The organism is Streptomyces sp. NPDC006512, from assembly GCF_040611935.1.
Taxonomy (GTDB): Bacteria; Actinomycetota; Actinomycetes; order Streptomycetales; family Streptomycetaceae; genus Streptomyces.
This window is the reverse complement of sequence record NZ_JBEXPG010000046.1, coordinates 1-23,904: the sequence shown is the minus strand read 5'-3', so window position 1 is coordinate 23,904 and position 23,904 is coordinate 1. Positions and strand designations below refer to the sequence as shown.

The 23,904-nt window shown below is 74.2% G+C and carries 9 protein-coding genes; 7 read left to right on the top strand and 2 right to left on the bottom strand.

Going from position 1 to position 23,904, the window contains the following annotated elements; translation table 11 throughout:
• Positions 1-5 precede the first annotated feature (5 nt).
• From ABZZ17_RS27970 to ABZZ17_RS27940, 7 genes are all read left to right on the top strand, one after another.
• A complete protein-coding gene (locus ABZZ17_RS27970; RefSeq protein WP_356879808.1) occupies positions 6-5,540 on the top strand; it encodes an SDR family NAD(P)-dependent oxidoreductase in 5,535 nt (1,844 codons plus the stop codon).
• A 9-nt stretch (positions 5,541-5,549) separates the two neighbouring features.
• Complete coding sequence (locus ABZZ17_RS27965; RefSeq protein ID WP_356879806.1) at positions 5,550-12,197, top strand: type I polyketide synthase; 6,648 nt, start codon at positions 5,550-5,552, stop codon at positions 12,195-12,197.
• A 1-nt stretch (position 12,198) separates the two neighbouring features.
• A complete protein-coding gene (locus tag ABZZ17_RS27960) occupies positions 12,199-15,318 on the top strand; it encodes an acyltransferase domain-containing protein (protein WP_356879804.1) in 3,120 nt (1,039 codons plus the stop codon).
• A 171-nt stretch (positions 15,319-15,489) separates the two neighbouring features.
• The gene (locus tag ABZZ17_RS27955; RefSeq protein WP_356879802.1) at positions 15,490-18,732 is read left to right on the top strand and encodes an amino acid adenylation domain-containing protein; all 3,243 of its coding nucleotides are present in this window, start codon (positions 15,490-15,492) and stop codon (positions 18,730-18,732) included.
• Positions 18,733-18,786: 54 nt separating this feature from the next.
• The gene (gene ccrA / locus ABZZ17_RS27950; RefSeq protein ID WP_356879800.1) at positions 18,787-20,142 is read left to right on the top strand and encodes a crotonyl-CoA carboxylase/reductase; all 1,356 of its coding nucleotides are present in this window, start codon (positions 18,787-18,789) and stop codon (positions 20,140-20,142) included.
• A gap of 1 nt (position 20,143) precedes the next feature.
• Positions 20,144-21,133 carry a ketoacyl-ACP synthase III gene (locus tag ABZZ17_RS27945; protein ID WP_356879798.1) on the top strand — a complete coding sequence of 330 codons (990 nt, stop codon included), beginning with the start codon at positions 20,144-20,146 and terminating at the stop codon, positions 21,131-21,133.
• Complete coding sequence (locus ABZZ17_RS27940; protein WP_356879796.1) at positions 21,130-22,014, top strand: 3-hydroxybutyryl-CoA dehydrogenase; 885 nt, start codon at positions 21,130-21,132, stop codon at positions 22,012-22,014. The genes ABZZ17_RS27945 and ABZZ17_RS27940 overlap by 4 nt, the downstream gene beginning before the upstream one ends.
• Before the next feature lie 60 nt (positions 22,015-22,074).
• On the opposite strand, the gene ABZZ17_RS27935 is transcribed toward ABZZ17_RS27940, so the two are convergent.
• The gene (locus ABZZ17_RS27935; RefSeq protein WP_356879794.1) at positions 22,075-22,839 is read right to left on the bottom strand and encodes an alpha/beta fold hydrolase; all 765 of its coding nucleotides are present in this window, start codon (positions 22,837-22,839) and stop codon (positions 22,075-22,077) included.
• Positions 22,840-23,128: 289 nt separating this feature from the next.
• The coding region (locus ABZZ17_RS27930; protein ID WP_356879792.1) for an ABC transporter permease at positions 23,129-23,904 on the bottom strand (776 nt) is incomplete at its 5' end.

Below are 23,904 nucleotides of genomic sequence, written 5' to 3'. Positions count from 1 at the left end.
TCCTGGTGGAGGATGTCGACAAGCTCCGGTCCTATCTGCGACGCGCCGTCGGCGACGCGCAGGAGCTGCGCGAGCGGGTGCGCGAGCTGGAGGATTCCGCCCGCGAGCCGATCGCGGTCGTGGGCGTGGGGTGTCGCTTCCCGGGCGGCGTGACGTCCCCCGAAGGGCTGTGGGGGGTCGTGGCCGACGGGGTGGACGCGATCGGCGGCTTCCCGCAGGACCGGGGATGGGACCTGGAGGCGCTGTACGCCGCCGATCCCGAGGCGCCCGGCACCACGTACACGCGCTCGGGCGGGTTCCTGCACGGTCTCGCGGACTTCGACGCGCCGTTCTTCGGCATCAGCCCGCGCGAGGCCCTGGCGATGGACCCGCAGCAGCGGCTGATGCTGGAGACGTCGTGGGAGGCGCTGGAGCGGGCGGGCATCGACCCGGCCGGACTGCGCGGTTCGGCGACCGGCGTGTTCACCGGGATCTACGCCGTCGACTACGGCCCGCGGATGGGCGGCGGGGCGGCCGCCGAGGTGGAGGGCTTCGCCCTCACCGGGACGAACGCCAGCGTGGCCTCGGGCCGGGTGGCGTACGTACTGGGCCTGGAGGGCCCGGCGGTGTCGACCGACACCGCGTGCTCCTCGTCGCTCGTCGCCGTCCACCAGGCCGTACGGTCCCTGCGGTCCGGGGAGTCCACCCTGGCCCTCGCCGGAGGCGTGTCGGCCATGCCCACCCCCGGACTGCTCGTGGAACTGAGCCGGCAGCGGGGCCTGTCGGACGACGCACGCTGCAAGGCCTTCGCGGACGCCGCGGACGGCACCGGCTTCTCCGAGGGCGCGGGCGTACTCGTCCTCGAACGGCTCTCCGACGCCCTGCGCAACGGCCGCCGGATCTGGGCGGTGATCCGCGGCTCGGCGGCCAACCAGGACGGCGCCTCCAACGGCCTCACCGCGCCGAACGAACTGGCGCAGCGCCGGGTCATCAGGGCCGCCCTGGCCGATGCCGGGCTGCGGACGGGCGACGTCGACGCGGTCGAGGCGCACGGTACCGGCACCCGGCTGGGCGACCCCCTGGAGGCGGAGGCGCTGCTGGCCACCTACGGGCAGGACCGGGACCCGGACAGCCCGCTCTGGCTCGGCTCGCTGAAGTCGAACATCGGCCACACCCAGGCGGCCGCCGGCGTCGGCGCCACCATAAAAATGATCATGGCGATGCGGCACGGCGTACTGCCCAGGACCCTGCACGTGGACCGTCCGACGACGCACGTCGACTGGTCGGCCGGCGCGGTCGAACTGCTCACCGAGGCCCGGGAGTGGACCAGCGCACCGGGACGTCCCCGGCGGGCCGGCGTCTCCGCCTTCGGTATCAGCGGCACCAACGCCCACCTGATCCTCGAACAGGCACCCGAGACCCCCGACCCGGCCCCCGTACCACAGCGGGCCCCGGCCCGCCCCGCCCCCGCGTCCGTGCCCTGGGTGCTGTCGGCCCGGTCGGCGGAGGCGCTGCGCGGACAGGCGCTGCGGCTGCGCGACGCCCTGGCCGCGGACGCGGACCTGCCGCTCGCCGGCGCGGGACACGCGCTCGTGACCACGCGCTCGCTCTTCGACCACCGCCAGGTGGTCATCGGCGCCGACCGCGACGGACTCCTCGCCGCCCTCACCGCCGCTGCCGAGGGCGACGACAGCGCCGCCGGCGTGGTGTCCGGGGTCGCCAAGCCCGTCGGCAAGACGGTGTTCGTCTTCCCCGGCCAGGGTGCCCAGTGGGCCGGGATGGGCCGCGAACTGTGGGAAACCTCCCCGGTCTTCGCACGCCGGATGCGCGAGTGCGCCGACGCGCTGGCGCCCCACGTCGACTGGTCCCTCCACGACGTGCTCGGGGACGCCGACGCGCTGGAGCGCGTGGACGTCGTACAGCCCGCGCTGTGGGCCGTGATGGTCTCGCTCGCCGAGCTGTGGCGCTCGCACGGGGTGCACCCCGCCGCGGTGGTGGGCCACTCGCAGGGCGAGATCGCCGCCGCCTGCGTCGCGGGCGCCCTGTCGATCGAGGACGCCGCCAAGGTGGTGGCCCTCCGGGCGAAGGCCGTCCTGACCCTGTCCGGTACCGGGGCCATGGCGTCGATCGCACTCCCCCTGGAGGACGTGCGCGCCCGCCTGACCGACGGGCTGTCCGTCGCCGCCGTCAACGGGCCCTCCTCCGTCGTCGTGGCGGGCGACGTGACCGCACTGGAGGCGTTCCTCACCGCCTGCGAGGCGGACGAGGTGCGGGCCCGCCGGGTAGCGGCGGACTACGCCTCGCACTCCGCGCACGTGGAGGCGCTCCACGGGGAACTGCTCCGCGTCCTCGCCGGACTGGAGCCCCGCACGGCCGAGGTCCCGTTCTTCTCCACCGTGACCGCCGACTGGCTGGACACCACGGTCATGGACGCCGAGTACTGGTACACCAACCTGCGCGGGACGGTCCGCTTCGAGGAGGCGACCCGGGCCCTGGCCGCCCAGGGCTTCCGCTTCTTCGTCGAGGCGTCCGCCCACCCGGTCCTGACGCTCGGGGTGGAACAGACCCTGGACGCCGCGGGCGCCGAGGCCACCGCCGTGGGTACGCTGCGCCGCGGCGAGGGCGGCCTCACCCGCTTCCACCGGTCGGCCGCCGAGGCCTTCGTGGCGGGCGCCGAGGTGGCGTGGGAGACGGCGTTCCCCGAAGGGGACCGCCCGTGGGTCGAACTGCCCACGTACGCCTTCCAGCGACAGCGCTACTGGCTGAACACCCCCCACGAGACCACCACCGGGACCACGTCGGACCACCCGCTGCTCGACGCCGCGATCGACCTGCCCGACGACGGGGACGGCGGCGGCGTCGTGGGCAGCGGGCGGCTGTCCCTCGAAACCCACCCGTGGCTCGCCGACCACGTCGTCCACGGCGCCGTCCTGGTGCCCGCCGCCGTGCTGCTGGAACTGGCGCTCTGGGCGGCGCACAGGGCGGGCCACGACGCCGTCGACGAACTCACCCTGGAAACCCCCCTGGTGCTGTCCCGGACGGCCGGACGCGAGATCCGCGTCGTCCTCGACGGCAAGGGCGCGATCAGCGTGCACTCCCGCGGCGAGGCCGAACCCGCATGGACGCGCAACGCCGTCGGCGTCGCCGGGTCCGGCGCCGGACGCCCCCGCGCCGAGGAGGGCCTCACCGCGTGGCCCCCGCCCGGAGCGGCCGCCGTCCCGGCCGAGGACGAGTACGACCGGCTGTCCGCCCTCGGCTTCGGCCACGGCCCCCTCCTGCGCGGCCTGCGCAAGGCGTGGCGCCGCGACGACACCCTCTTCGCGGAAGTGGAGCTGCCCGCAGCCGACGGCGCGGGCGGCCGGTACCGGATCCACCCGGCGCTGCTCCACGCCGCTCTGCTCCCGGCCGGCCTGGGGCGGACCGCCGACGGCTCCCGGCCCGGAGGCCGGCTCCCGTTCCGCTGCACGGGCATCCGCGTGGACCCCGCCGAGCCGGCCGCGCTGCGCGTCCGGCTGACGCCCGCGGGGGAGGACGCGCTGTCCCTGACCCTCGCGGACCAGGACGGCGCCCCCCTCGGCGGCATCGCCTCGCTGAGCCTGCGGCCCGCGGACGCCGAGGAGCTGACGGCCCTGGGCTTCGACGACCAGGACTCGCTGTTCCGGGTGGACTGGGTGCCCCTCCCGGTCCCCGCGGGTACCACCCCGGGCCGGTACGCGGTGCTGGGCGACCCCGGAGCGGTCCCCGGGGCCCCGGACACGGACGTCTTCGCCGGCCTCGACGCGCTCGCCGCGTCCGGCGGCGCGGTACCCGCGCTCGTCGTCGCCGCCCTCGACCCGGCGGGCGCGGACGACGCGGACACCCCCGCCGCCGTCGGGCGGAACCTGCACCGCGTGCTGCGGTGGACGCGGGACTGGCTCGCCGACGACCGGTTCGCCGACTCCCGCCTGGTCATCGTCACGCGGGACGCGGTCCAGGACGGCCAGGTGCTCCGCACCGACCCCGCGGCGGCCGCCGTCTGGGGATTCGTACGCACCGCGCAGACCGAGAACCCCGGCCGGTTCACGCTCGTGGACACCGACGGCCGGGCCGCGTCCCTGGCGGCCGTCCCGGCCGCGGCCGGCACCGGGGAACCCCAGCTCAAGATCCGCTCCGGCGAGGTGACCACGCCGGAACTGGTACGCGCCCGCGACGCCTCCGCCGGCCGGGGAGCCCCCGGCGGGGCGGCGGACCTTCCCGCCCTCGGGCCGGGGACGGTACTGATCACGGGAGGCACCAGCGGCCTGGGCGCGATGCTGGCCCGGCACCTCGTGGACCGTCACGGCGTACGCCACCTGCTGCTGACCAGTCGGCGGGGCCCGGCGGCCCCGGCGGCGGCAGCGCTGCGGGAGGAGCTCACCGCGGCCGGAGCACACGTGGAGATCGTGGCCTGCGACGTCACGAGCCGTGAGTCCGTCGCCGGACTCGTCGACGCGGTACCGCACGGGCACCCGCTGACAGCGGTGGTCCACTGCGCGGGCGTGCTGGCCGACGGGGTCGTCGAGGCGCTGACCGAGGAGCAGGTGGACGCGGTCCTCGCGCCGAAGGTGCGCGGTGCCTGGCACCTGCACGAGCTGACCCGGCACCTGGACCTGTCCGCGTTCGTGCTGTTCTCCTCGATCGCGAGCGTCCTCGGGACGGCCGGTCAGGCCAACTACGCGGCGGCCAACGGCTTCCTCAACGGCCTCGCCGAAGCCCGCCGGGCCCAGCGACTGCCGGCCACCTCGCTGTGCTGGGGCTTCTGGGCCGAACGCAGCGAGATGGTCGCCGGCATCGGCGACACCGACGTCGTACGCCTGCGACGCCAGGGCGTACTGCCCCTGGCGTCACGGGAGGGCCTCGCGCTCTTCGACCGGGCCGTCTGCCTGGACGAGCCGGTACTGGTGCCCGCGCGCCTGGACCCCGCGGCGGCGGGCGCGGCCTCGCCGCTCCTGCGCGCCCTGACCGGGACACCCGCCGGACCCGGCGGCCCGGCCGGCCGGGACACCACCGGCACCGGCCTCGCGCGGCAGCTGACGACGCTGCCGCCGGCCGAGGCGGAGGCGGTCCTGCTCGACGCCGTCCGGACGCAGACCGCCCTCGTGCTCGGCCACCCGGACACCAAGAGGATCGGCCCGGCCGCGACGTTCAGGAAACTGGGGATCGACTCCCTCACGGCGCTCGAACTGCGGAACAAGCTCTCGGCGGTGACCGGCCTGAAGCTGCCCGCCACGATCGCCTTCGACCACCCGAACCCGAGCGCCCTCGCCCAGTTCCTGCACGCGGCCGTCACACCCGGCTCCGCGGCCCCGGAATCTCCCGCCGGCCACCTGGCCAACGAGATCGAGGGCCTGGGCGCCCGGCTGGAGGACGCCTTCCTCCAGCTCGCTCAAGAGGAGCGGGACACCCTTTCCACCCTGCTCGGCGAACTGCAGGGTCGGATCCGTTCACTGGCGGGCGCCGGATCACCGGCCGGCCTCGTCGACCAGATCAGTTCGGCCTCGGCGGGAGACCTTCTCGCGCTACTGGACAGAGAGCTCGGCTAGGGGATAGCGATGACCAACGACAACAACGCCGAAGTCCTCGACTACCTCAAGCGGACGTCGATCGAGCTGATCGAGACGCGCAAGCGCCTGAAGGAACTGACGGAGGCCGCCGCCGAGCCCATCGCGGTGGTGGGCGTCGCCTGCCGGTACCCGGGTGGCGCGGCCTCCCCGGAGGCACTGTGGGACCTGGTGCGGGCCGGCGCGGACGTGGTGTCGGACTTCCCCGAGGACCGCAACTGGGACCTGGAGGGCCTGTACGACCCCGATCCCGACCGGCCGGGCACCTGTTACACGCGCTCCGGCGGGTTCCTGCCCGACGCGGGTGACTTCGACGCCGAGTTCTTCGAGATCAACCCGCGCGAGGCGCTGGCCGCCGACCCGCAGCAGCGGTTGCTGCTGGAGACCTCGTGGGAGTCCCTGGAGCGGGCCGGCATCGACCCGCAGACCCTGCGCGGCAGCAGGACCGGCGTGTTCGCCGGTCTCGCCTACTTCGGATACGGCAACCACTTCCAGACCCCCGAGGCCATCTCGGGGTACGCGCAGACCGGTTCCCTGACGAGCGTGGCGTCCGGCCGCGTGTCGTACGCGCTGGGTCTGGAGGGCCCGGCGGTGTCGACCGACACCGCGTGCTCCTCCTCGCTCGTGACGGTGCACCAGGCGGTGCAGTCGCTGCGGCAGGGCGAATGCGGCCTCGCGCTGGCCGGCGGGGTCACCGTCATGGCGATGCCGCAGGTGTTCCGCGAGTTCGCGCGGCAGCGGGGACTCGCGCCGGACGGCCGGTGCAAGGCGTTCGCGGACGCCGCGGACGGCACCGGCTTCGCCGAGGGCGTCGGGATGCTCGTCCTCGAACGGCTCTCCGACGCACGGCGCAACGGACGCCGGGTCTGGGCCGTGATCCGCGGCTCGGCGATCAACCAGGACGGGGCCTCCAACGGCCTGACCGCACCGAGCGGGCCCGCGCAGCAGCGCGTGATCCGGGCGGCGCTGGCGAACGCCCGGGTGCAGCCCGGCGACGTCGACGTGGTGGAGGCGCACGGGACCGGCACCACGCTCGGCGACCCCATCGAGGCCCAGGCGCTGCTCGCCACCTACGGGCAGGACCGGGACCCGGGCAACCCCCTGTGGCTGGGCTCGCTGAAGTCGAACATCGGACACACGCAGGCGGCCGGCGGCGTCGGCGGGATCATCAAGATGATCATGGCGATGCGGCACGGCGTACTGCCCAAGACGCTGCACGTGGACCGTCCGTCGACGCACGTGGACTGGTCGGCCGGCGCCGTGGAACTGCTCACCGAGGCCCGGGAGTGGACCAGCGCGCCCGGCCGCCCCCGGCGGGCCGCCGTGTCCAGCTTCGGGGCCAGCGGCACCAACGCCCACCTGATCCTCGAACAGGCCCCCGAGGAGGAGACAACCCCCGGCACCGGCCCCGACAGCGCCCCCGACGCCGCCGACGGCGTGCCGGCCGGCGCCGCCGGCCCGGTGCCGTGGGTGCTGTCGGCGCGGTCGGAGCAGGCCCTGCGGGCGCAGGCCGAGAAGCTGCGCGAGTTCGTCGCCGCCCACCCGCACGCGGACGCCGCCGCGATCGGCGCGTCCCTCGTGTCGGGCCGGTCGCGGTTCGAGCACCGCGCGGTGCTGCTGGGACACGGCCGGGACGAGTTCCTGACCGCCCTGACGGCGCTGGGCGAGGGCGCCGAATCCCCCGCGGTGGTGCGCGGCGCGGCCGGGGAACCGGGCGGGTCCGTCTTCATGTTCCCGGGCCAGGGAGCGAAGTGGACCGGCGCGGCACGGGAGCTGTACGACACCTTCCCCGTCTTCGCGCAGAGCCTCGACGAGGTCTGCGCGGCTTTCGACGCGCACCTCCCCTTCGCCCTGAAGCCCCTGCTCCTCGCGGACGAGCCCGCCGAGCCCGCCGACCCCGCCGGGCCCGCCGGGCGCACGGACGTCATGCAGCCGGCGCTGTTCGCCCTCCAAGTCGCCCTGTACCGGCTCATCACCCGGTACTGCCCGCCGCCGGACCACCTGATCGGCCACTCCGTCGGCGAGATCGCGGCCGCCCACGTGTCCGGCGCCTTCGGCCTCGACACCGCGACCAGGCTCGTCGCCGCTCGCGGACGGGTCATGCAGACCGTCACCGAGCCCGGCGCCATGCTGGCCGTCCGCGCCTCGGAAGCCGAGGTGGGCACGCTGCTCGGCCGCTACGCCCGGGTCGGCTTCGCCGCCGTCAACGGCCCCGAATCGGTGGTGGTGTCGGGCCTGCGCGACGAGGTCCACGACCTGCGGGACCGCCTCGTCGCCGACGGCCGGTCGGCGAAGCTGCTCCCCGTCGCCCACGCGTTCCACTCCCCGCTCATGGACCCCGTCCTGGAGGAGTTCGCGCAGGCGCTCCACGCCCTCCCCGGGGGCGGCGAGCTGACGGTCCCGGTCATCTCGACCAGGACGGGCCGCGAGGCCACGCTCCAGGAGCTGACGTCCGTCGGGCACTGGGTGGACCACGTCCGCGAACCCGTGCGCTTCCACGCCGCGGTGGAGCGCGCGCGTGAGGCCGGGGCGAACGTCTTCCTGGAGGTCGGGCCGGGATCGACGCTCGCCGGCCTCACCAAGGACGCCTTCGCCGCCGAGGGCGTGCACGACGCGGTCGTCGTGTCCTCGTCGCGGCGCGGCCGCGGCCCGGCGCGCGCGCTGGCCGGCGCACTGGCCGAACTGCACGTCCGGGGCGGGTCCGTGGACTGGGCCGCCCTGACCGGCACGCACCCGCGCGTGGACCTTCCGACGTACGCCTTCCAGCGGCAGCGCTACTGGATGGACTTCCTGGCCGGGACGGAGCAGACGGACGTGGCATCCGCCGGTCTGTCGGCCCCCGGGCACCCGTTGCTGGGCGCCGTCGTGGACCACCCCGGCACCGGCGAGGTGGTGTTCACCGACCGGTGGTCCCTGCGGACCCACGCCTGGCTCGGCGATCACGCCGTGTTCGGTGCGGCCGTCGTCCCGGCGACGGCCTACCTGGATCTGGCGCTGTCGGTGGGCGGCCACGTCGGGTGCGCGGCCGTCGGGGAACTCTCCCTGGAAGTCCCGCTGGTCCTCCCCGACCCGGGCGAGGTACAGGTGCGGATCGTCGTCGGCGCCGCGGACGGAACGGGACGCCGCCCGCTGGACGTGTACTCGCGCCCCGCCGAGGACGCCGCGACCACCGGCGGCTGGACCCGGCACGCGACGGGCCACCTGGCACCGGGCACACCGCCGGCCGCCGAAGGGGCCGACGGCGCGGACGCGCTCGCCGTGTGGCCGCCCGCCGGGGCCGAACGGCTGGGCTTCGACGGCCTCTACGACTCCCTCGTGGACGCGGGCTTCGACTACGGCCCGGCGTTCCGCGGACTGCGCGAGGTCTGGCGGCGCGGCGACGACCTCTTCGCCCTCGCCACCCTGCCCGAGGACGCCGGGGGCGCCGACGGCACGGCCGGGGGCGGGTTCGCCCTGCACCCGGCGCTGATCGACACCGTGCTCCACTCGGTCGTCGTCGGCGGCGTCATCGAGGTCACGGGAGAGCAGGGCTGGATGCCCTTCTCGTGGTCCGGCGTGCACCTCTCCGGGGAGTGCGGACCCACCGTGAAGGTCCGCATCACCCCGTCCGGCGAGGGCGTCGTGTCCCTCACGGTCGCCGACGGGCACGGCCGCGAGATCGCCCGCGCCGACGCGCTCGCCTTCCGGCCCGCCCGCGCCGAGCAGGTCCGCTCGGCGCCCGGCGGCCGGGAACGGCAGCTGTACGAGGTGCGATGGCGGCCGGCCCCCCGGGCCGCGCGGGAAACCGGCCGCGGACCGTGGGCCGTCGTCGGCGCCGAGAACGGCCAGGCCTCCCGGCTCGCCGGGACGGCCCGGGGGAGCGCCACGCTCCACACCTCCGTCGACGCGGTCCTCTCCGGGGACGCCCCCCGGCACGTCGTCCTCTGCCTGGACGACGTCGTCACCGCCGGGCCCGACCTGCTCACCACGGTCGGCGACGCCGACAAGCACGTACTGGACCTGCTGCAGCGGTTCCTCGCCGAGGAGCGGCTCGCCGGATCCACCCTGGTCGTCCTCACCCGCCTGGCCCTCGCCACCGGTGCGGGGGAGGGCGTCGAAAGCCTGCCCGGCGCCTCCGTGTGGGGTCTGGTCCGCTCCGCGCAGACAGAACACCCGGGCAGGTTCCGCCTGGTCGACGTCGACGACGAGGAGACCTCCTGGGCAGCCGTCCCGGACGCCGTCGCCCTCGGCGAGGAGCAGCTCGCGCTGCGCGGCGGCGCCCCCCTCGTCCCCCGCATGGCGCCGGCCCAGCCCGCGGACCACCGGCTCGAACCGCCGGCGGACGGCGCCCACCGGCTGGGCATCCCGAAGAAGGGCACCCTGGAGAACCTGACGTGGGTGCCGTGCCCCGAGGTGGAAGCACCCCTGACGAGCGGGCAGGTCCGCATCGCCGTACAGGCCGCGGGCCTCAACTTCCGCGACGTCACGATCGCCCTGGGACTCATCGACAGGACGGCCTTCGACGCCGGACTCGGCAGCGAGGGCGCCGGCGTCGTCCTGGAGACGGCCGACGACGTGACCGGTTTCGCACCGGGCGACCGGGTGACCGGCATCTTCAACGGCGCCTTCGGACGCGTGGCCGTCGCCGACCACCGCCTGCTGACGGCCGTCCCCGACGGATGGAGCCACGCCGAGGCGGCGTCCGTGCCGAGCACCTTCCTCACCGCCTACTACGCGCTCTTCCACGTGATGCGGCTGGAGAAGGGACAGCGCATCCTCGTCCACGCCGCGGCGGGCGGCGTCGGCATGGCCGCCGTCCAGCTGGCCAAGCACGTCGGCGCCGAGGTCTACGCCACCGCGAGCCCGGCCAAGTGGCCCGCCCTGCGCGCCCTGGGGCTGGACGACGCGCACCTGGCCTCGTCGCGCGATCTGGAGTTCGTGGAGAAGTTCCTCGGCTCCACGGCCGGCGACGGCGTCGACGTGGTCCTCAACTCCCTCGCGCACGCCTTCGTCGACGCCTCGCTGGAGCTGCTGCCCCGGGGCGGACACTTCATCGAGATGGGCAAGACGGACATCCGCGAGCCCCGGCAGGTGGCGTCCGACCACCCCGGAGTCCACTACGAGGCCTTCGACCTCTACGGCTCGGCGGGCACGGACATCATCCACGACATGTTCCGGGCCGTCATGGAGCTGTTCGCCGACGGACGCCTGGAGCTGAGCCCCGTCTCCGTCCGCGACATCCGCGACGCGCGCGCGACGTTCCGCGAGATGAGCCAGGGCCGCCACATCGGCAAGCTGGTCTTCGACGTGGGCGGCGGATTCGGCGGCGGGACCGTACTGGTCACCGGCGGCACCGGGGGAGTGGGCTCCCTCGTCGCGCGGCACCTCGTCACCGGACACGGAGTACGCAGCCTGGTGCTGGCGAGCCGCCGGGGAACGGCGGCCGAAGGGGTCCGCGAACTGGTCGCGGACCTGGAGGGAGCGGGCGCCGCCGTCCGGGTCGTCGCCTGCGACGTCGCGGACCGGGCCGCCCTGGCGGAGGTGCTCGCGGACATGCCCGGCCGGTACCCGCTGACGGCGGTCGTGCACGCGGCCGGCGTGCTGGCGGACGGCACCGTCGCGTCGCTGACCGCGGAGGGCGTCGACCACGTCCTGCGCGCCAAGGTCGGCGGCGCGGTCAACCTGCACGAACTGACCGGGGGACACACCCTGTCGGCGTTCATCCAGTTCTCCGCCCTCGCGGGCACGCTCGGCACCGCTGGACAGGCGAACTACGCCGCAGCGAACGGCTTCCTGGACGGTCTGGCGGCCCGGCGCACCGCGTCCGGTCTCCCCGGCACCTCACTGTGCTGGGGCTGGTGGGAACAGAGCAGCGGCATGACCGGGGACCTGAACCAGGCCGACTTCTCCCGGCTCCGGAGGATGGGCATCGACGCCATGCCGACGGCCGAGGCACTGGCCCTGTTCGACGCGGCGTACGCGTCCGGCAAGCCGGTCCTCATCCCGGCCCGCGTGGACGTCACCGCGCTGCGGAAGAAGACCGCCGACGAACTGCCGCCGCTCCTGCGCGGCCTCGCCGACGGCGGCCGCCCCCGCCGGAACAAGACGGGCACCCCCCAGGACGGCGGCCCGGCCGGCCTGCCCGCCCGGCTGGGCACCCTCCCGGCCGACGAGGCGCAGGCGTCCCTCCTGGACTGGGTCCGCGACCAGGCCGCCATCGTGCTCGGACACCCCTCCAGCGCGGCCGTCGACGCCGACCAGCCGTTCACCCAGCTCGGATTCGACTCGCTGACCGCGGTCGAACTGTGCAACCGGCTGGCCGCCGCGACCGGACTGCGCCTGGCGTCCACGCTCGTCTTCAGCTACCCCACACCGCGCGAGCTGGGCCGGCACCTGCTCGGCCTGCTGCGCCCCGCGGCGGACCCGGCCGCGGACGAGGACGCGCGGATCCGCGAAGTGCTGCGGACCGTGCCCGTCGACCGCCTGCGCAGCGCCGGCCTCCTGGAACTGGTCCTGGCGTGCGCCGACCCGACCCGGCCGGACGGCGCCGCGGACACGGCGGAAGCGGCGGCCACCGGCACCGGTGCGGACGCGGACGCACTCTCCGACATGGACCTGGACGCGCTGCTCGACCTGGCTCTGGATGAAAGAGGTAAGTGACATGACCAACCCCGGGGATCAGCCGGCGGAGGGCACGGACCGGGTCCAGCGGGCGCTGCGCACCCTGCTGGAGGAACGCGACCGCCTGCGCCAGGAGAACGAGGCCCTGAAGGCCGGCCACGGCGAGCCCATCGCCGTGGTCGCCATGGCCTGCCGCTACCCGGGAGGCGTGGCGTCGCCCGAGGACCTGTGGGACGTGGTCCGCGAAGGCCGCGACGTCGTGGGCGAGTTCCCGACGGACCGCGGCTGGCGGGACGTGTACGACCCGGACCCCGACACCGTCGGCAGCGCCTACGTCCGCCACGGGGGCTTCCTCACGGACGTGGCCGGCTTCGACGCCGACTTCTTCGGCATCAGCCCGCGCGAGGCACTGGCCACCGACCCGCAGCAGCGCCTACTGCTGGAGACGTCCTGGGAGGCCTTCGAACGGGCCGGCATCGTCCCCGCCGACGTGCGCGGCGCCGACGTCGGGGTCTTCTCCGGGGTCAGCTCGACCGAGTACGGGTGGCGCTTCCTGGAGGCGGGCCAGAGCGAGCTGGAGGGCTACCTGCTGTACGGCAGCTCGCTGAGCGTCGCGTCCGGCCGGGTGGCGTACGAACTGGGCCTGACCGGGCCGGCGGTGTCCGTGGACACGGCCTGCTCCTCGTCCCTGGTCACCCTGCACCTGGCGGTCCAGTCACTGCGCGCCGGGGAGTGCTCGCTCGCGCTCGCGGGCGGGGCCCTGGTGATGTCGACGCCCGCGCCCTTCGTGGAGTTCGCCCGGCAGGGCGCCCTGTCGGCCGACGGCCGGTGCAAGGCCTTCGCGGACGGGGCCGACGGAACCGGCTGGGCCGAGGGCGTGGGCGTACTGCTGCTGGAGCGGCTGTCCGACGCCCGCCGCAACGGCCACCCGGTCCTCGCCGTCGTCCGGGGTTCCGCCGTGAACCAGGACGGGGCCAGCAACGGGCTGACCGCCCCCAACGGCCGCGCCCAGGAGGCGGTGATCCGGCGGGCCCTGGCGAACGCCGGGGTCGCGGCCCACGACGTGGACCTGGTCGAGGCCCACGGCACCGGAACCACCCTGGGGGACCCCATCGAGGCGGGCGCCCTGCTGGCGACCTACGGCAAGGACCGGGCCGGGGACAGGCCGCTCTGGCTGGGATCCCTCAAGTCGAACATGGGCCACGCCCAGGCCGCCGCCGGCGTCGGCGGGGTCATCAAGACCGTCATGGCCCTGCGCCACGGCTACCTGCCGAAGACCCTGCACGTGGACGCCCCCTCGCGGCACGTGGACTGGTCGTCCGGCGGGATCGAACTGCTGGCGGAGGGCCGCGAGTGGACCCGTACGGACGGTCCGCGGCGGGCCGGCGTGTCGTCGTTCGGCGTCAGCGGCACCAACGCGCACGTCATCCTGGAAGAGGCGCCGCACCAGGAAGAGGACCGGGAGCGGGCCGGCGGAAACGCTCCGGACCCGGCGGCCGCCCGCGCACTGGTGCCGTGGATCCTGTCGGGCAAGAGCCCGGCCGCCGTGGAGCGCCAGGCGGCCAGGCTGCGCGACTTCGTCGCCGCCGGTCTGCACACGGACCTCGCCGCCGTCGGCGCTTCGCTGGTGTCGGACCGGTCGCGGTTCGAGCACCGTGCGGTGGTGCTGGGGCGCGACCGCGACGAACTGCTCGGCGCCCTGACCGCGCTGAGCGAGGGCGCCGAATCCCCCGCGGTGGTGCGCGGCGCGGCCGGCGCCCGCGGCGGGGTCGCCTTCGTGTTCCCCGGACAGGGATCGCAGTGGGCCGGCATGGGCCGGCAGCTGTACGACACCTTCCCCGTCTTCGCGCGGAGCCTCGACGCGTGCGCGGCCGCACTGGACGAGTGGGTGGACTGGTCGCTGCTCGACGTGGTGCGGGGCGCCGCGGGGGCGGCGTCACTGGACCGGGTGGACGTGGTCCAGCCCGCGCTGTTCTCGGTGATGGTGTCCATGGCCGCCCTGTGGCGTTCCTGGGGCGTGGAACCGGCCGCGGTGGTGGGACACAGCCAGGGCGAGATCGCCGCCGCCCACGTGTGTGGCGCGCTGTCGCTGCGGGACGCGACCCGGGTCGTGGCCCTGCGCAGCAAGGCGCTGGTGGACCTGATCGGTCACGGCGGGATGGCATCGGTCGCCGAGTCCGCGGACCTCGTGGCGGAACGTCTCGCTCCGTGGGGTGGCCGGGTGAGCATCGCCGTCGTCAACGGGCCCCGCTCGGTGGTGGTGTCCGGGGAGCCCGACGCGCTCGACGAGTTCGTCGAGAAGATGAAGGCCGAAGGCTCCCAGGCCCGGCGGATATCGGTCGACTACGCCTCGCACTCCCACCACGTGACGCGGGTCCGCGACCAGGTCCTCGAAGCGCTGCCCGGCCTGAGCCCGAAGACGTCCGCGCTGCCCTTCTACTCGACGCTGCACGGGGAGGTCATCGACACCGCCCGGCTGGACGGCGGCTACTGGTACGACAACCTGCGCGAGAAGGTCCTCTTCGAGACGTCCGTCCGGCGGCTGGCCGACGACGGCTTCCGGGTGTTCGTCGAGATGAGCCCGCACCCCGTCCTGACCGTCCCGGTACAGGAGACGGTCGAGGACGTGGACGACGCGGTGGTGCTGTCCTCGACCCGGCGGGACCGGGACGAGGTGGCGGACCTGGTCGCCTCGCTGGCCCAGCTCCACGTCCGCGGCGGACCGGTGGACTGGGACGCCCTGCTCGGCACGGACCGGCGCGCGGACCTTCCGACGTACGCGTTCGAGCGGCAGCGGTACTGGCTCAGCGCCTCGCGGACGGCGGCGTCCGCGGAAGTGCCGCCGACGCAGCCGCCCGCGGGCGACGACCACCTCGTCCCGCTCGCGGACCGGGTCTCCGCGCTCCCCGGCGACGAGGCCGAGGCACTCGTCCTCGACCACGTCCTGGAGCGGGTCGCCGTCGTCCTCGGGCGCCCCTCCGGCGCCTCGGTCAACCCCGACCAGGAGTTCAAGGAGATCGGGTTCGACTCGCTGCTGTCGGCCGAGCTGAGCAAGCGCCTGACCGCCTCCACCGGCCTCAAACTGCGGGCCAACCTGGTCCTGAAGCACCCGTCACCCCGCCGGATCGCCGGGCACATCGTGTCCTCGATGGCCGCATAGGCGGCGCGGCCCGCCGGCGGGAATGTCTCGCCGGCGGGACACCGCAAGCCCGGCCGCGGCCCGTCCCGCCCGGCACCGAGTTGCATTGAACGGCCGTGTCGCTTCCCCGAAGGTGGGGGTGATCTGCGACGACTTCCGATTCCGGTCCTGTCTGCTGAGAGGTTGATCTGTATGCCTTCGTTCGGCGCGTCGTCTGCGCACAAGGGGTTGTGGCGGGCGCAGGAAATGGCCGCCGACACCCCGAACCACGCGCTGACCATGTGGGACGTGGCCGGTGAGCTGGACGCGGCGGTCATGGACACCGCGTTCCTGCACGTGATGGGCGAGGCGGAGGTACTGCGCGTCAACTTCGTCGACGACGGCACCGGGCTGCGCCTGGTCCCCAGGGAACTGGGCGACTGGCGTCCGTTCTTCCTCGACCTCAGCGCCGGGCCCGACCCCGAGCAGGCGGCGCGCGAAGCGCTGGCCGACCTGGTGCGGCAGCCGTTCGACCTGGAGCGGGACCTGCTGTTCCGGCTGGGCGTCGTCAAGCTCGCCGAGACCCGCTCCCTCCTGGTGATCGCCTACCACCACCTCATATCGGACGGGTTCGGCGCGGGCGGCCTCCTCTCGCGGCGCCTCGCCGAGGTGTACACGGCGCTCGCGCGGGGCGAGGACGTCCCGCCGCTGCCGCACCCCTGGGACGTCGCGTCCTTCTCGGCCGAGGCCGTGGACTACCTCGCCTCCGACACGTTCACCGAGGACACGGAGTTCTGGCGCGACTACCTGAAGGACGCGCCGGCGCCCGCCCGGGTACCGCGCGTCACCCTGTCCGACTCCGCGCGGACCGCGCTCTCCGAACCCCTGGGCAACGCCGACCGCTGGGCGGAGGTGGCCGGCGCCATCGGCATGTCCGGCCGGACGCTGACCGTCCCGCGCGCCCGGGCGGACGCGTGGACCGCGACCGCGACGTCCATGGGCGTGTGGACGTCCCAGATGCTGACCGCGGCCGCCGCGGTGTACTTCCGGCACCGCTGCGACCGTCCGGAGTTCCTCCTCTCGCTGGCCGTCGGCAACCGGGTCGGCGTCGCGAGCAGGACCCCCGGCCTGGCCGTGAACGTCGTACCCGTGCGCGTGGCCGTTCCGCTCACGGCGACGTTCACCGAGATCGCCGACGCGATCGTCGACGAGACGTACGAGCTCTTCGGTCACACCGCCTGCCACTACTCGGACATCCAGCGCGCGAGCGGCACCGTCCTCAGCGACCGCGGCAGCTTCGGCGCCGTCGTCAACGTCGTCGAGTTCGCGGAGCAGCTCCACTTCGCCGACAGCCCGGCGAGCTACTTCGGCGCGACCACCGGAACCTTCGACGAACTGTCGATCGGCGTGTACTCCGACGGCACCCCCGACAGCGACCTCTTCATCCGCCTCGACGCCCCCGAGAGCCTGTACTCCCGCCCCGAGCTGCGGTTCGTCGGCGAGGAACTCATCGCGTACGTCGACGCGCTGGTGGCCGCCGCGGACCAGCCGGTCGGCGCCCTCGACGTGGTGAGCGGCGTCGAACGGGACCGGGTGCTGACCGCGCCGGGCGACACGCGGGAGCCGGCCGCGGAGCCGGCCGCGCCGCGGGAGCTGACGGTGCCGCGGCTGTTCGCCCGGCAGGTGGAGCGGCGCCCCGACGCCGTCGCCCTGGTCTCCGGGGACTCGGCGCTCTCGTACCGGGAACTGGACGACCGCTCGACCCGCCTGGCCGCGGCGCTGAGGCGGCGCCGGATCGGCTCCGAGACCGTCGTCGCGGTGGCCCTGCCCCGCTCCGCGGACCTGGTCGTCGCCCTGCTGGCCGTGGCGAAGGCGGGCGGCGCCTACCTGCCGGTCGACCCGGCGCTCCCGGCCGAGCGCACCACCGCGCAGCTCCTCGGCTCCGCCGCGCGCGTCCTGCTCACCGACGCGAAGACGGCCGGCGCGCTCTCCATCGGCCCCGACGTCTCCCCGATCCTGTTCGACGACATCGCGTCGGAGCCCGCGTCGGAGCCCGCCGACGGAGCCGACGGCGTGCCGGAGGCCGCGGCCCCCCACCCGGACGGCCTGCTGGCCGTCGCGTACGGCTCCGGACCGGCCGCAACGGCCACCGCCGTCACGCACCGCAACCTGAGCCGGTTCGTCACGGACACCAACTGGACGGAAGCCGGCGACGGCACCGTGCTGTGGCACGCGCCGCACACCTGCGACTCCCTCGCCCTCGAAGTGTGGGCGCCGTTGCTCAACGGCGGCACGGTCGTCGTGGCCCCGCCGGGCGACCTGGACCTCGACGCGCTCACCCCTGCGGGGGAGGCGCACGGCGTCTCCGCGGTGTGGCTCCCCGCGGCCCGGTTCTCGGCGATCGCGGCGCAGCGCCCCGAACTCCTCGCCGGGCTGCGCGAGGTGTGGACCGGCGGTGACCGGGTGCCGGCGGCCGCGCTGCGACGCGTCCGGGAAGCCTGCCCCGGGCTGACGGTCGTCCACGGCCACGGCCCGACGGAAACCACCGTGTTCGCCGCCTGCCACCGCCTGGCCGCCGGCGAACCCGTCCACCGCGCGGGCGCGGTCGGCCGCCCCCTGGACGACACCACCCTCTACGTACTGGGCCCGGGACTGGCACCCGTCCCCGCCGGCGTGGTGGGAGAGCTGTACGTGGCCGGACCCGGAGTGGCCCGCGGATACGCCGGCCGGCCCGGGGCGACCGCCGAGCGCTTCGTGCCCTGCCCGTTCGGTCCGCCCGGCGCCCTCATGTACCGGACCGGGGACCGGGTCCGCTGGGGCACCGACGGCCGGCTGGAGTACGTGGGCCGGTCCGGCGCCCAGCTGGAGGTGCGCGGAGTCCGCGTCGAACCGGCCGAGGTCGAAGAGGCGCTGGCCGAGTACACCGGGCTGGCGCAGTCGGTGGTCGTCGCCCGCGAGGACGGCACCGGGCAGCGGCGGCTGGTGGCCTACGTGGTCCCGGTCGCCGGCCGGACCGTCCCGGCCGACGAGCTCCGCCGGTTCGCCGCCGGGCGGCTGCCGGAGTCCGGGGTACCGACGGTGTTCACGGTCCTGGAGCACCTGCCGGTGACGTCCGACGGCAGGGTGGACCGGCCGGCGCTGCCGGCACCCGGGTTCGACGACGGGAAGTACCGGGCGCCGCGCAACGACACCGAGCGGATCCTGACCGGACTGTTCGCCGACGTGCTCGAAGTGGACCGGGTCGGCATCGACGAGGACTTCTTCGACCTCGGCGGGAACTCGCTGCGCGCGATCCGGCTGGTCGGCCTGATCCGGGCGGAGCTGAAGCAGGAGGTGTCGATCCGCAAGCTGTTCGCGGCGCGCACCGTCATCGGCCTGTCCGACATGTGGAAGGACCTCGACCGGTCCAGCAGGCCGAGCCTGCGCAGGAGGACGAAGGACGGCGCGGTCCTCTGACCGCTGCCCGCCGCCCGGCCGCGGAGTTCGGCCACTGCGAAGGAGTGAGGCAACATGGATTCTTTGACCGAGGCCCTGCTGGGCGGGGCCGGCCCGGACGAGATCGAAAGACACGCCCTGCCGACGGAATACGAGGCCGCGCACCTCCTGGCCTCCGACGTCGGCATGTTCGACGGCGTGCAGGACAAGGACGTCCGCAAGTCGCTGCACGTCGGCCGGGTGCCGATGCCCGACCTCGCCCCGGACGAGGTGGTCGTCGCCGTCATGGCGAGTTCCATCAACTACAACACGGTGTGGTCGGCGACGTTCGAGCCGGTGCCCACCTTCGAGTTCCTCAAGCGCTACGCCCGGGAGGGCGGGTACGCCGCCCGCCACGACCTGCCGCACCAGGTGGTCGGCTCCGACGCGGCCGGCGTCGTCGTGCGCGTCGGCGCCGGGGTGCGGCACTGGAAGGCCGGCGACCACGTCGTCGCCAGCTGTGTCCAGGTCGACGAGCAGGAGCCCGCCACGCACGCCGACGCGATGCTCGGGTCGGGCCAGCGCATCTGGGGCTACGAGACGAACTTCGGCGGACTCGCCCACTACTCGGTGGTGCGCGCGAGCCAGCTGCTGCCCAAGCCGCCGCACCTGACCTGGGAGGAGTCGGCGGGTGTCCTGCTGACCGCGGCTACCTCGTACCGGATGCTGGTCGGTGACAACGGCGCGCGGATCAAGCAGGGCGACGTCGTGCTCATCTGGGGCGCGACGGGCGGGCTGGGCGCGTTCGCGGTACAGATGGTGAAGAACGCGGGCGGCATCGCCGTCGGCGTCGTCAGCTCCGAGCACAAGGCCGGGGTGCTGCGCCGCCTCGGGTGCGACGTGGTGATCAACCGCAACGAGATCGGCATGGGCGGGGACGACGCCCTCACCCCCGAGCGGACGATCGAGCTCGGCAAGCGGCTCGGCCGGGAGATCCGGCGGCAGGTCGGCGAGGACCCGCACGTCGTGTTCGACTACGTCGGGCGGGCCACCTTCGGGATCTCCGTCTTCGTCGTGCGCAAGGGCGGAACGGTCGTCACCTGCGGATCGAGCACGGGGTACGACCACCACTTCGACAACCGCTACCTCTGGATGAACCTCAAGCGGATCATCGGCAGCCACGCCGCGAACCTCCAGGAACAGGCCGAGTGCAACCGCCTGTTCCGGCTGGGACAGCTCTCCCCCATCCTCTCCGAGGTGTTCCCGCTGAAGGAGGTGGGCGAGGCCGCACGACTGGTCCAGCTGAACCGCCACACCGGCAAGGTCGGCGTGCTCTGCCTCGCACCCGGGGAAGGGCTCGGCGTCACCGATCCCGTCCTGCGGGAGAAGATCGGGGCGGCCCGGCTCAACCCGCTGCGCGGCTCCGGCGCGCCCGCCGCCGAGGTGTCCTGACGTGGGGATCGGCATCCTCTCCACCGGCTCCTACCTGCCCAAGAACGAGGTGGGCAACGAGGAGGTCGCCGAGCGGGTCGGCGTCACCGCGGAATGGATCGAACGCAAGACCCAGATCCGGTCCCGGCGCTACGCGGCCCCCCACGAGGCGACCTCCGACCTGGCCCTGAAGGCCGCCGAACGGGCGCTGGAGCAGGCGGAACTGACCGCCGACCAGATCGACTACCTCATCGTCTCGACCTCCACCGGCGACCACCCGCAGCCACCCACCTCCTACCTCGTCCAGCACGGGCTCGGCGCCTACGGCGCGGCCTGCTTCGACGTCAACGTCGTGTGCAGCGGCTTCGTCTACGCGCTCGCGCTGGCCCACAGCCTGGTGGCCGTCCGCCCGGACGCCCGGGTCCTGGTCATCGGGGCGGACGTGTACTCGCGGATCCTGGACTTCACCGACCGCAGGACGGCGGTCCTGTTCGCCGACGGCGCCGGGGCCGCGGTCGTCGGCGCGGTGCCGGACCCGTACGGGATCATCGCGAGCGACCTGGCCAGCCGGGGCGACGCGCACCACCTGATCCGTGTCGAGGCCGGCGGCAGCCGCACTCCGGCATCGGCGCAGACCCTCGCGGACGGCGGCCACTTCTTCCGGATGGACGGCCGCGGAGTACGGGACTTCGTCGCCGAACACGTACCGCCGGCCCTGATCGCGCTGACGCGCAGGGCCGGAGTGGACATCGGCGCCGTCGACCACTTCGTACCGCACCAGGCCAACGGCGTGATGCTCGGCGAGGTCGTCGAACGCGCCGGGCTGACCGCCGCGCACACCCACCGCACGCTGATCCGGTACGGCAACGTCGGCAGCGCCTCGGTGCCCGTCGCCCTCGACGAGGCCAACCGGACGGGAGCGCTGTCGCCGGGAGACCTGGTGCTGCTCGCCGGGTTCGGCGGCGGCATGTCGATCGGAGCGTCACTTCTGACCTGGGGGACCCGCACATGACCACGTCCACGCAGAACGCAGCCGCCCGCATCGACCGGGTGGGTGTCGTCGGCAGCGGCATCATGGGCACCGGCATCGCCGAACTGTGCGCGAAGGCCGCACTGGACGTCACGGTCGTGGTGTTCTCCGAGCCGTCGCTGGTCACGGCGCCGCGGCGGCTCGCCGCGTCCCTCGACCGGGGGGTGGCCAAGGGCAAACTGACGGAGGAGCAGCGCGACGCGGCGCTGGGCCGGGTGTCGTTCACCCGTGACCTCGGCGAGCTGGCCGACCGTCACCTGGTGATCGAGGCGGTCAAGGAGGACGAGCAGGTCAAGCTGGACCTGTTCGCCGCCCTCGACAAGATCGTCGAGGACCCGGACGCGATCCTGGCGACCAACACCTCCTCGATCCCCGTCGTCCGGCTCGCCGCCGCGACCGCCCGACCGGGCCGGGTGCTCGGGATGCACTTCTTCAACCCGGTGCCGGCACTGCCGCTCGTCGAGCTCGTCGACTCGGTGCTGACGGACGGGGAGGCGAGCGCGCGGGCGCTGGTCTTCGTCCGGGACGTCCTCGGCAAGGAGCCCGTCGCCTCCCCGGACCGGGCGGGCTTCCTCGTCAACGCGCTGCTGTTCCCGTACCTGCTGTCCGCGGTCCGCATGGTCGAGTCGGGCCTGGCGACCGCCGAGGCCGTCGACCGGGCCATGGTGGCGGGCTGCGCGCATCCGATGGGGCCGCTGCGGCTCGCCGACCTGATCGGCCTGGACACCACCGTGTCCATCGCGCGGGCCATGTACGAGGAGTTCAAGGAGCCGCTGTACGCGCCCCCGCCGCTGCTGCTGCGCATGGTCGAGGGCGGTCTGCTGGGCAAGAAGTCCGGCCGCGGTTTCCACACGTACGCGTAGGGCGGTGTCGGTCCTGCCGGCTCCCCGGGTCCCGGGCAGTCGGCAGGACCACGCGCACGCTCAGGAGACGGCCGCGCCGGCGAGCAGCCCCTCGGTGACGGCCGAGGCGACCTGGTCCAGATGGTCGTTGAGGTAGAAGTGGCCGCCGGAGAACACCTCCAGGGCGAACGGGCCGCTGGTGTGCTCCCGCCAGGCCAGGGCCTCCTGGACCGTCACCACCGGGTCGCTGTCCCCGACCAGGGCGGTCACCGCAGTGGTGAGCGGCTCACCGCCGCCCCAGCTGTACGTGCTCAGGGCCCGGTAGTCGGCGCGCAGCGCCGGCAGCACCATCTCCAGGATCTCGGGGTTGTCGAGCGTCGTCTGGTCGGTGCCGCCCAGCCTGCGGACCTCGGCCAGCACCGCGGCGTCGTCGAAGCGCCGGTAGTGGGCGCTCGACTTGCGCAGGCCCGGAGCGTCCCGGCCGGAGAGGAACAGCCGCTGGGGGCCCGGGAGCCCGTCGCGGGCCAGCAGCCGGGCCGTCTCGAACGCGACGAGCGCGCCCATGCTGTGGCCGAACAGGGCGTACGGTCTTCCGGGATCCTCGGCCAGTTCGCGGGCCAGTTCCCCGGCCACCGCCTCGACGAGCGGATCCAGGGCCGTGAACGGTGCCTCCAGGTACCGGTCCTGGCGTCCCGGGTACTGCACGGCCACCACGTCGAAGTCCGCGGGCAGGGTGCGCGCCAGGTTCGTGTACGCCGTCGCGGAACCGCCCGCGTGCGGGAAGCACACGAGCCGCGGACCGTTGCCCGCGGCCGTGGTGAAGCGCCGCAACCATGTGTTGTTCACCGGTGTCTGTCCTCTCGTGTGGACGCCCGGCCGTACGGCTGCGGGGCTCCGAGCGGACCGGGCCCGGCGGCCGGGACCCCGCGGGGGCGCGCGTCCGTCCGTACCGGACCTGACCACCGAATATCCCGCTCCGGCCTCGACCGGTCCTCGTACAGCGGTGGAGCACCCGCGCGGACTCCCTCCGGCGGCCGGGCACGCGAACGGGGCGGTGTGCGCCGGCGTGGTGTCGGCGTACACCGCCCCGGGGCGGGACGGGCTGCGGGCGGTGTGGTCCCCGCTGTCACGGCGGCTACTTCGGGTCGTGGTTGAACTTCGAGGTCGACCAGAAGTACCCGAGGACCGTGAGGGCCAGGCACCAGGCGACGGCGAGCCAACCGTTGTGGCCGATCTCGCTGCCGAGGAGGAGCCCGCGGAGGGTCTCGATGGCGGGGGTGAAGGGCTGGTACTCGGCGATGGGCTGGAACCAGCCCGGCATCGAGTCGACCGGCGTGAAGGCGCTGGAGAGGAGCGGCAGCAGGATCAGCGGCATGGCGTTGTTGCTGGCGGCCTCGGCGGTGGGGCTGATGAGGCCCATGCCGACGGCGATCCAGGTGAGCGCCAGGGCGAAGAGGACGAGCAGGCCGAACGCCGCCAGCCACTCCAGGGCGGTCGCGTCCGTGGAGCGGAAGCCGATGGCGACGGCGACGGCGCCGACGAGGACCACGCTCGCGATGGACTGCAGGACGCTGCCGATGACGTGCCCGACGAGTACCGAGGGGCGGTGGATCGCCATGGTCCGGAAGCGGGCGATGATGCCTTCGCTCATGTCGTTGGAGACCGACACGGCGGTGCCGATGACGGTGCTGCCGATGGTCATCAGCAGCAGGCCGGGGACGAGGTAGGCGATGTACGCCGACCGGTCGGGGGTGCCGCCGGTGATGCCGGCGCTCATCGTGCCGCCGAAGATGTAGACGAAGAGCAGCAGCAGCATGATCGGGGTGAGCAGGAGGTTCAGGGTGAGGGAGGGGTAGCGGCGGGCGTGCAGGAGGTTGCGGCGCAGCATCGTGGACGAGTCGCGCACGGCGA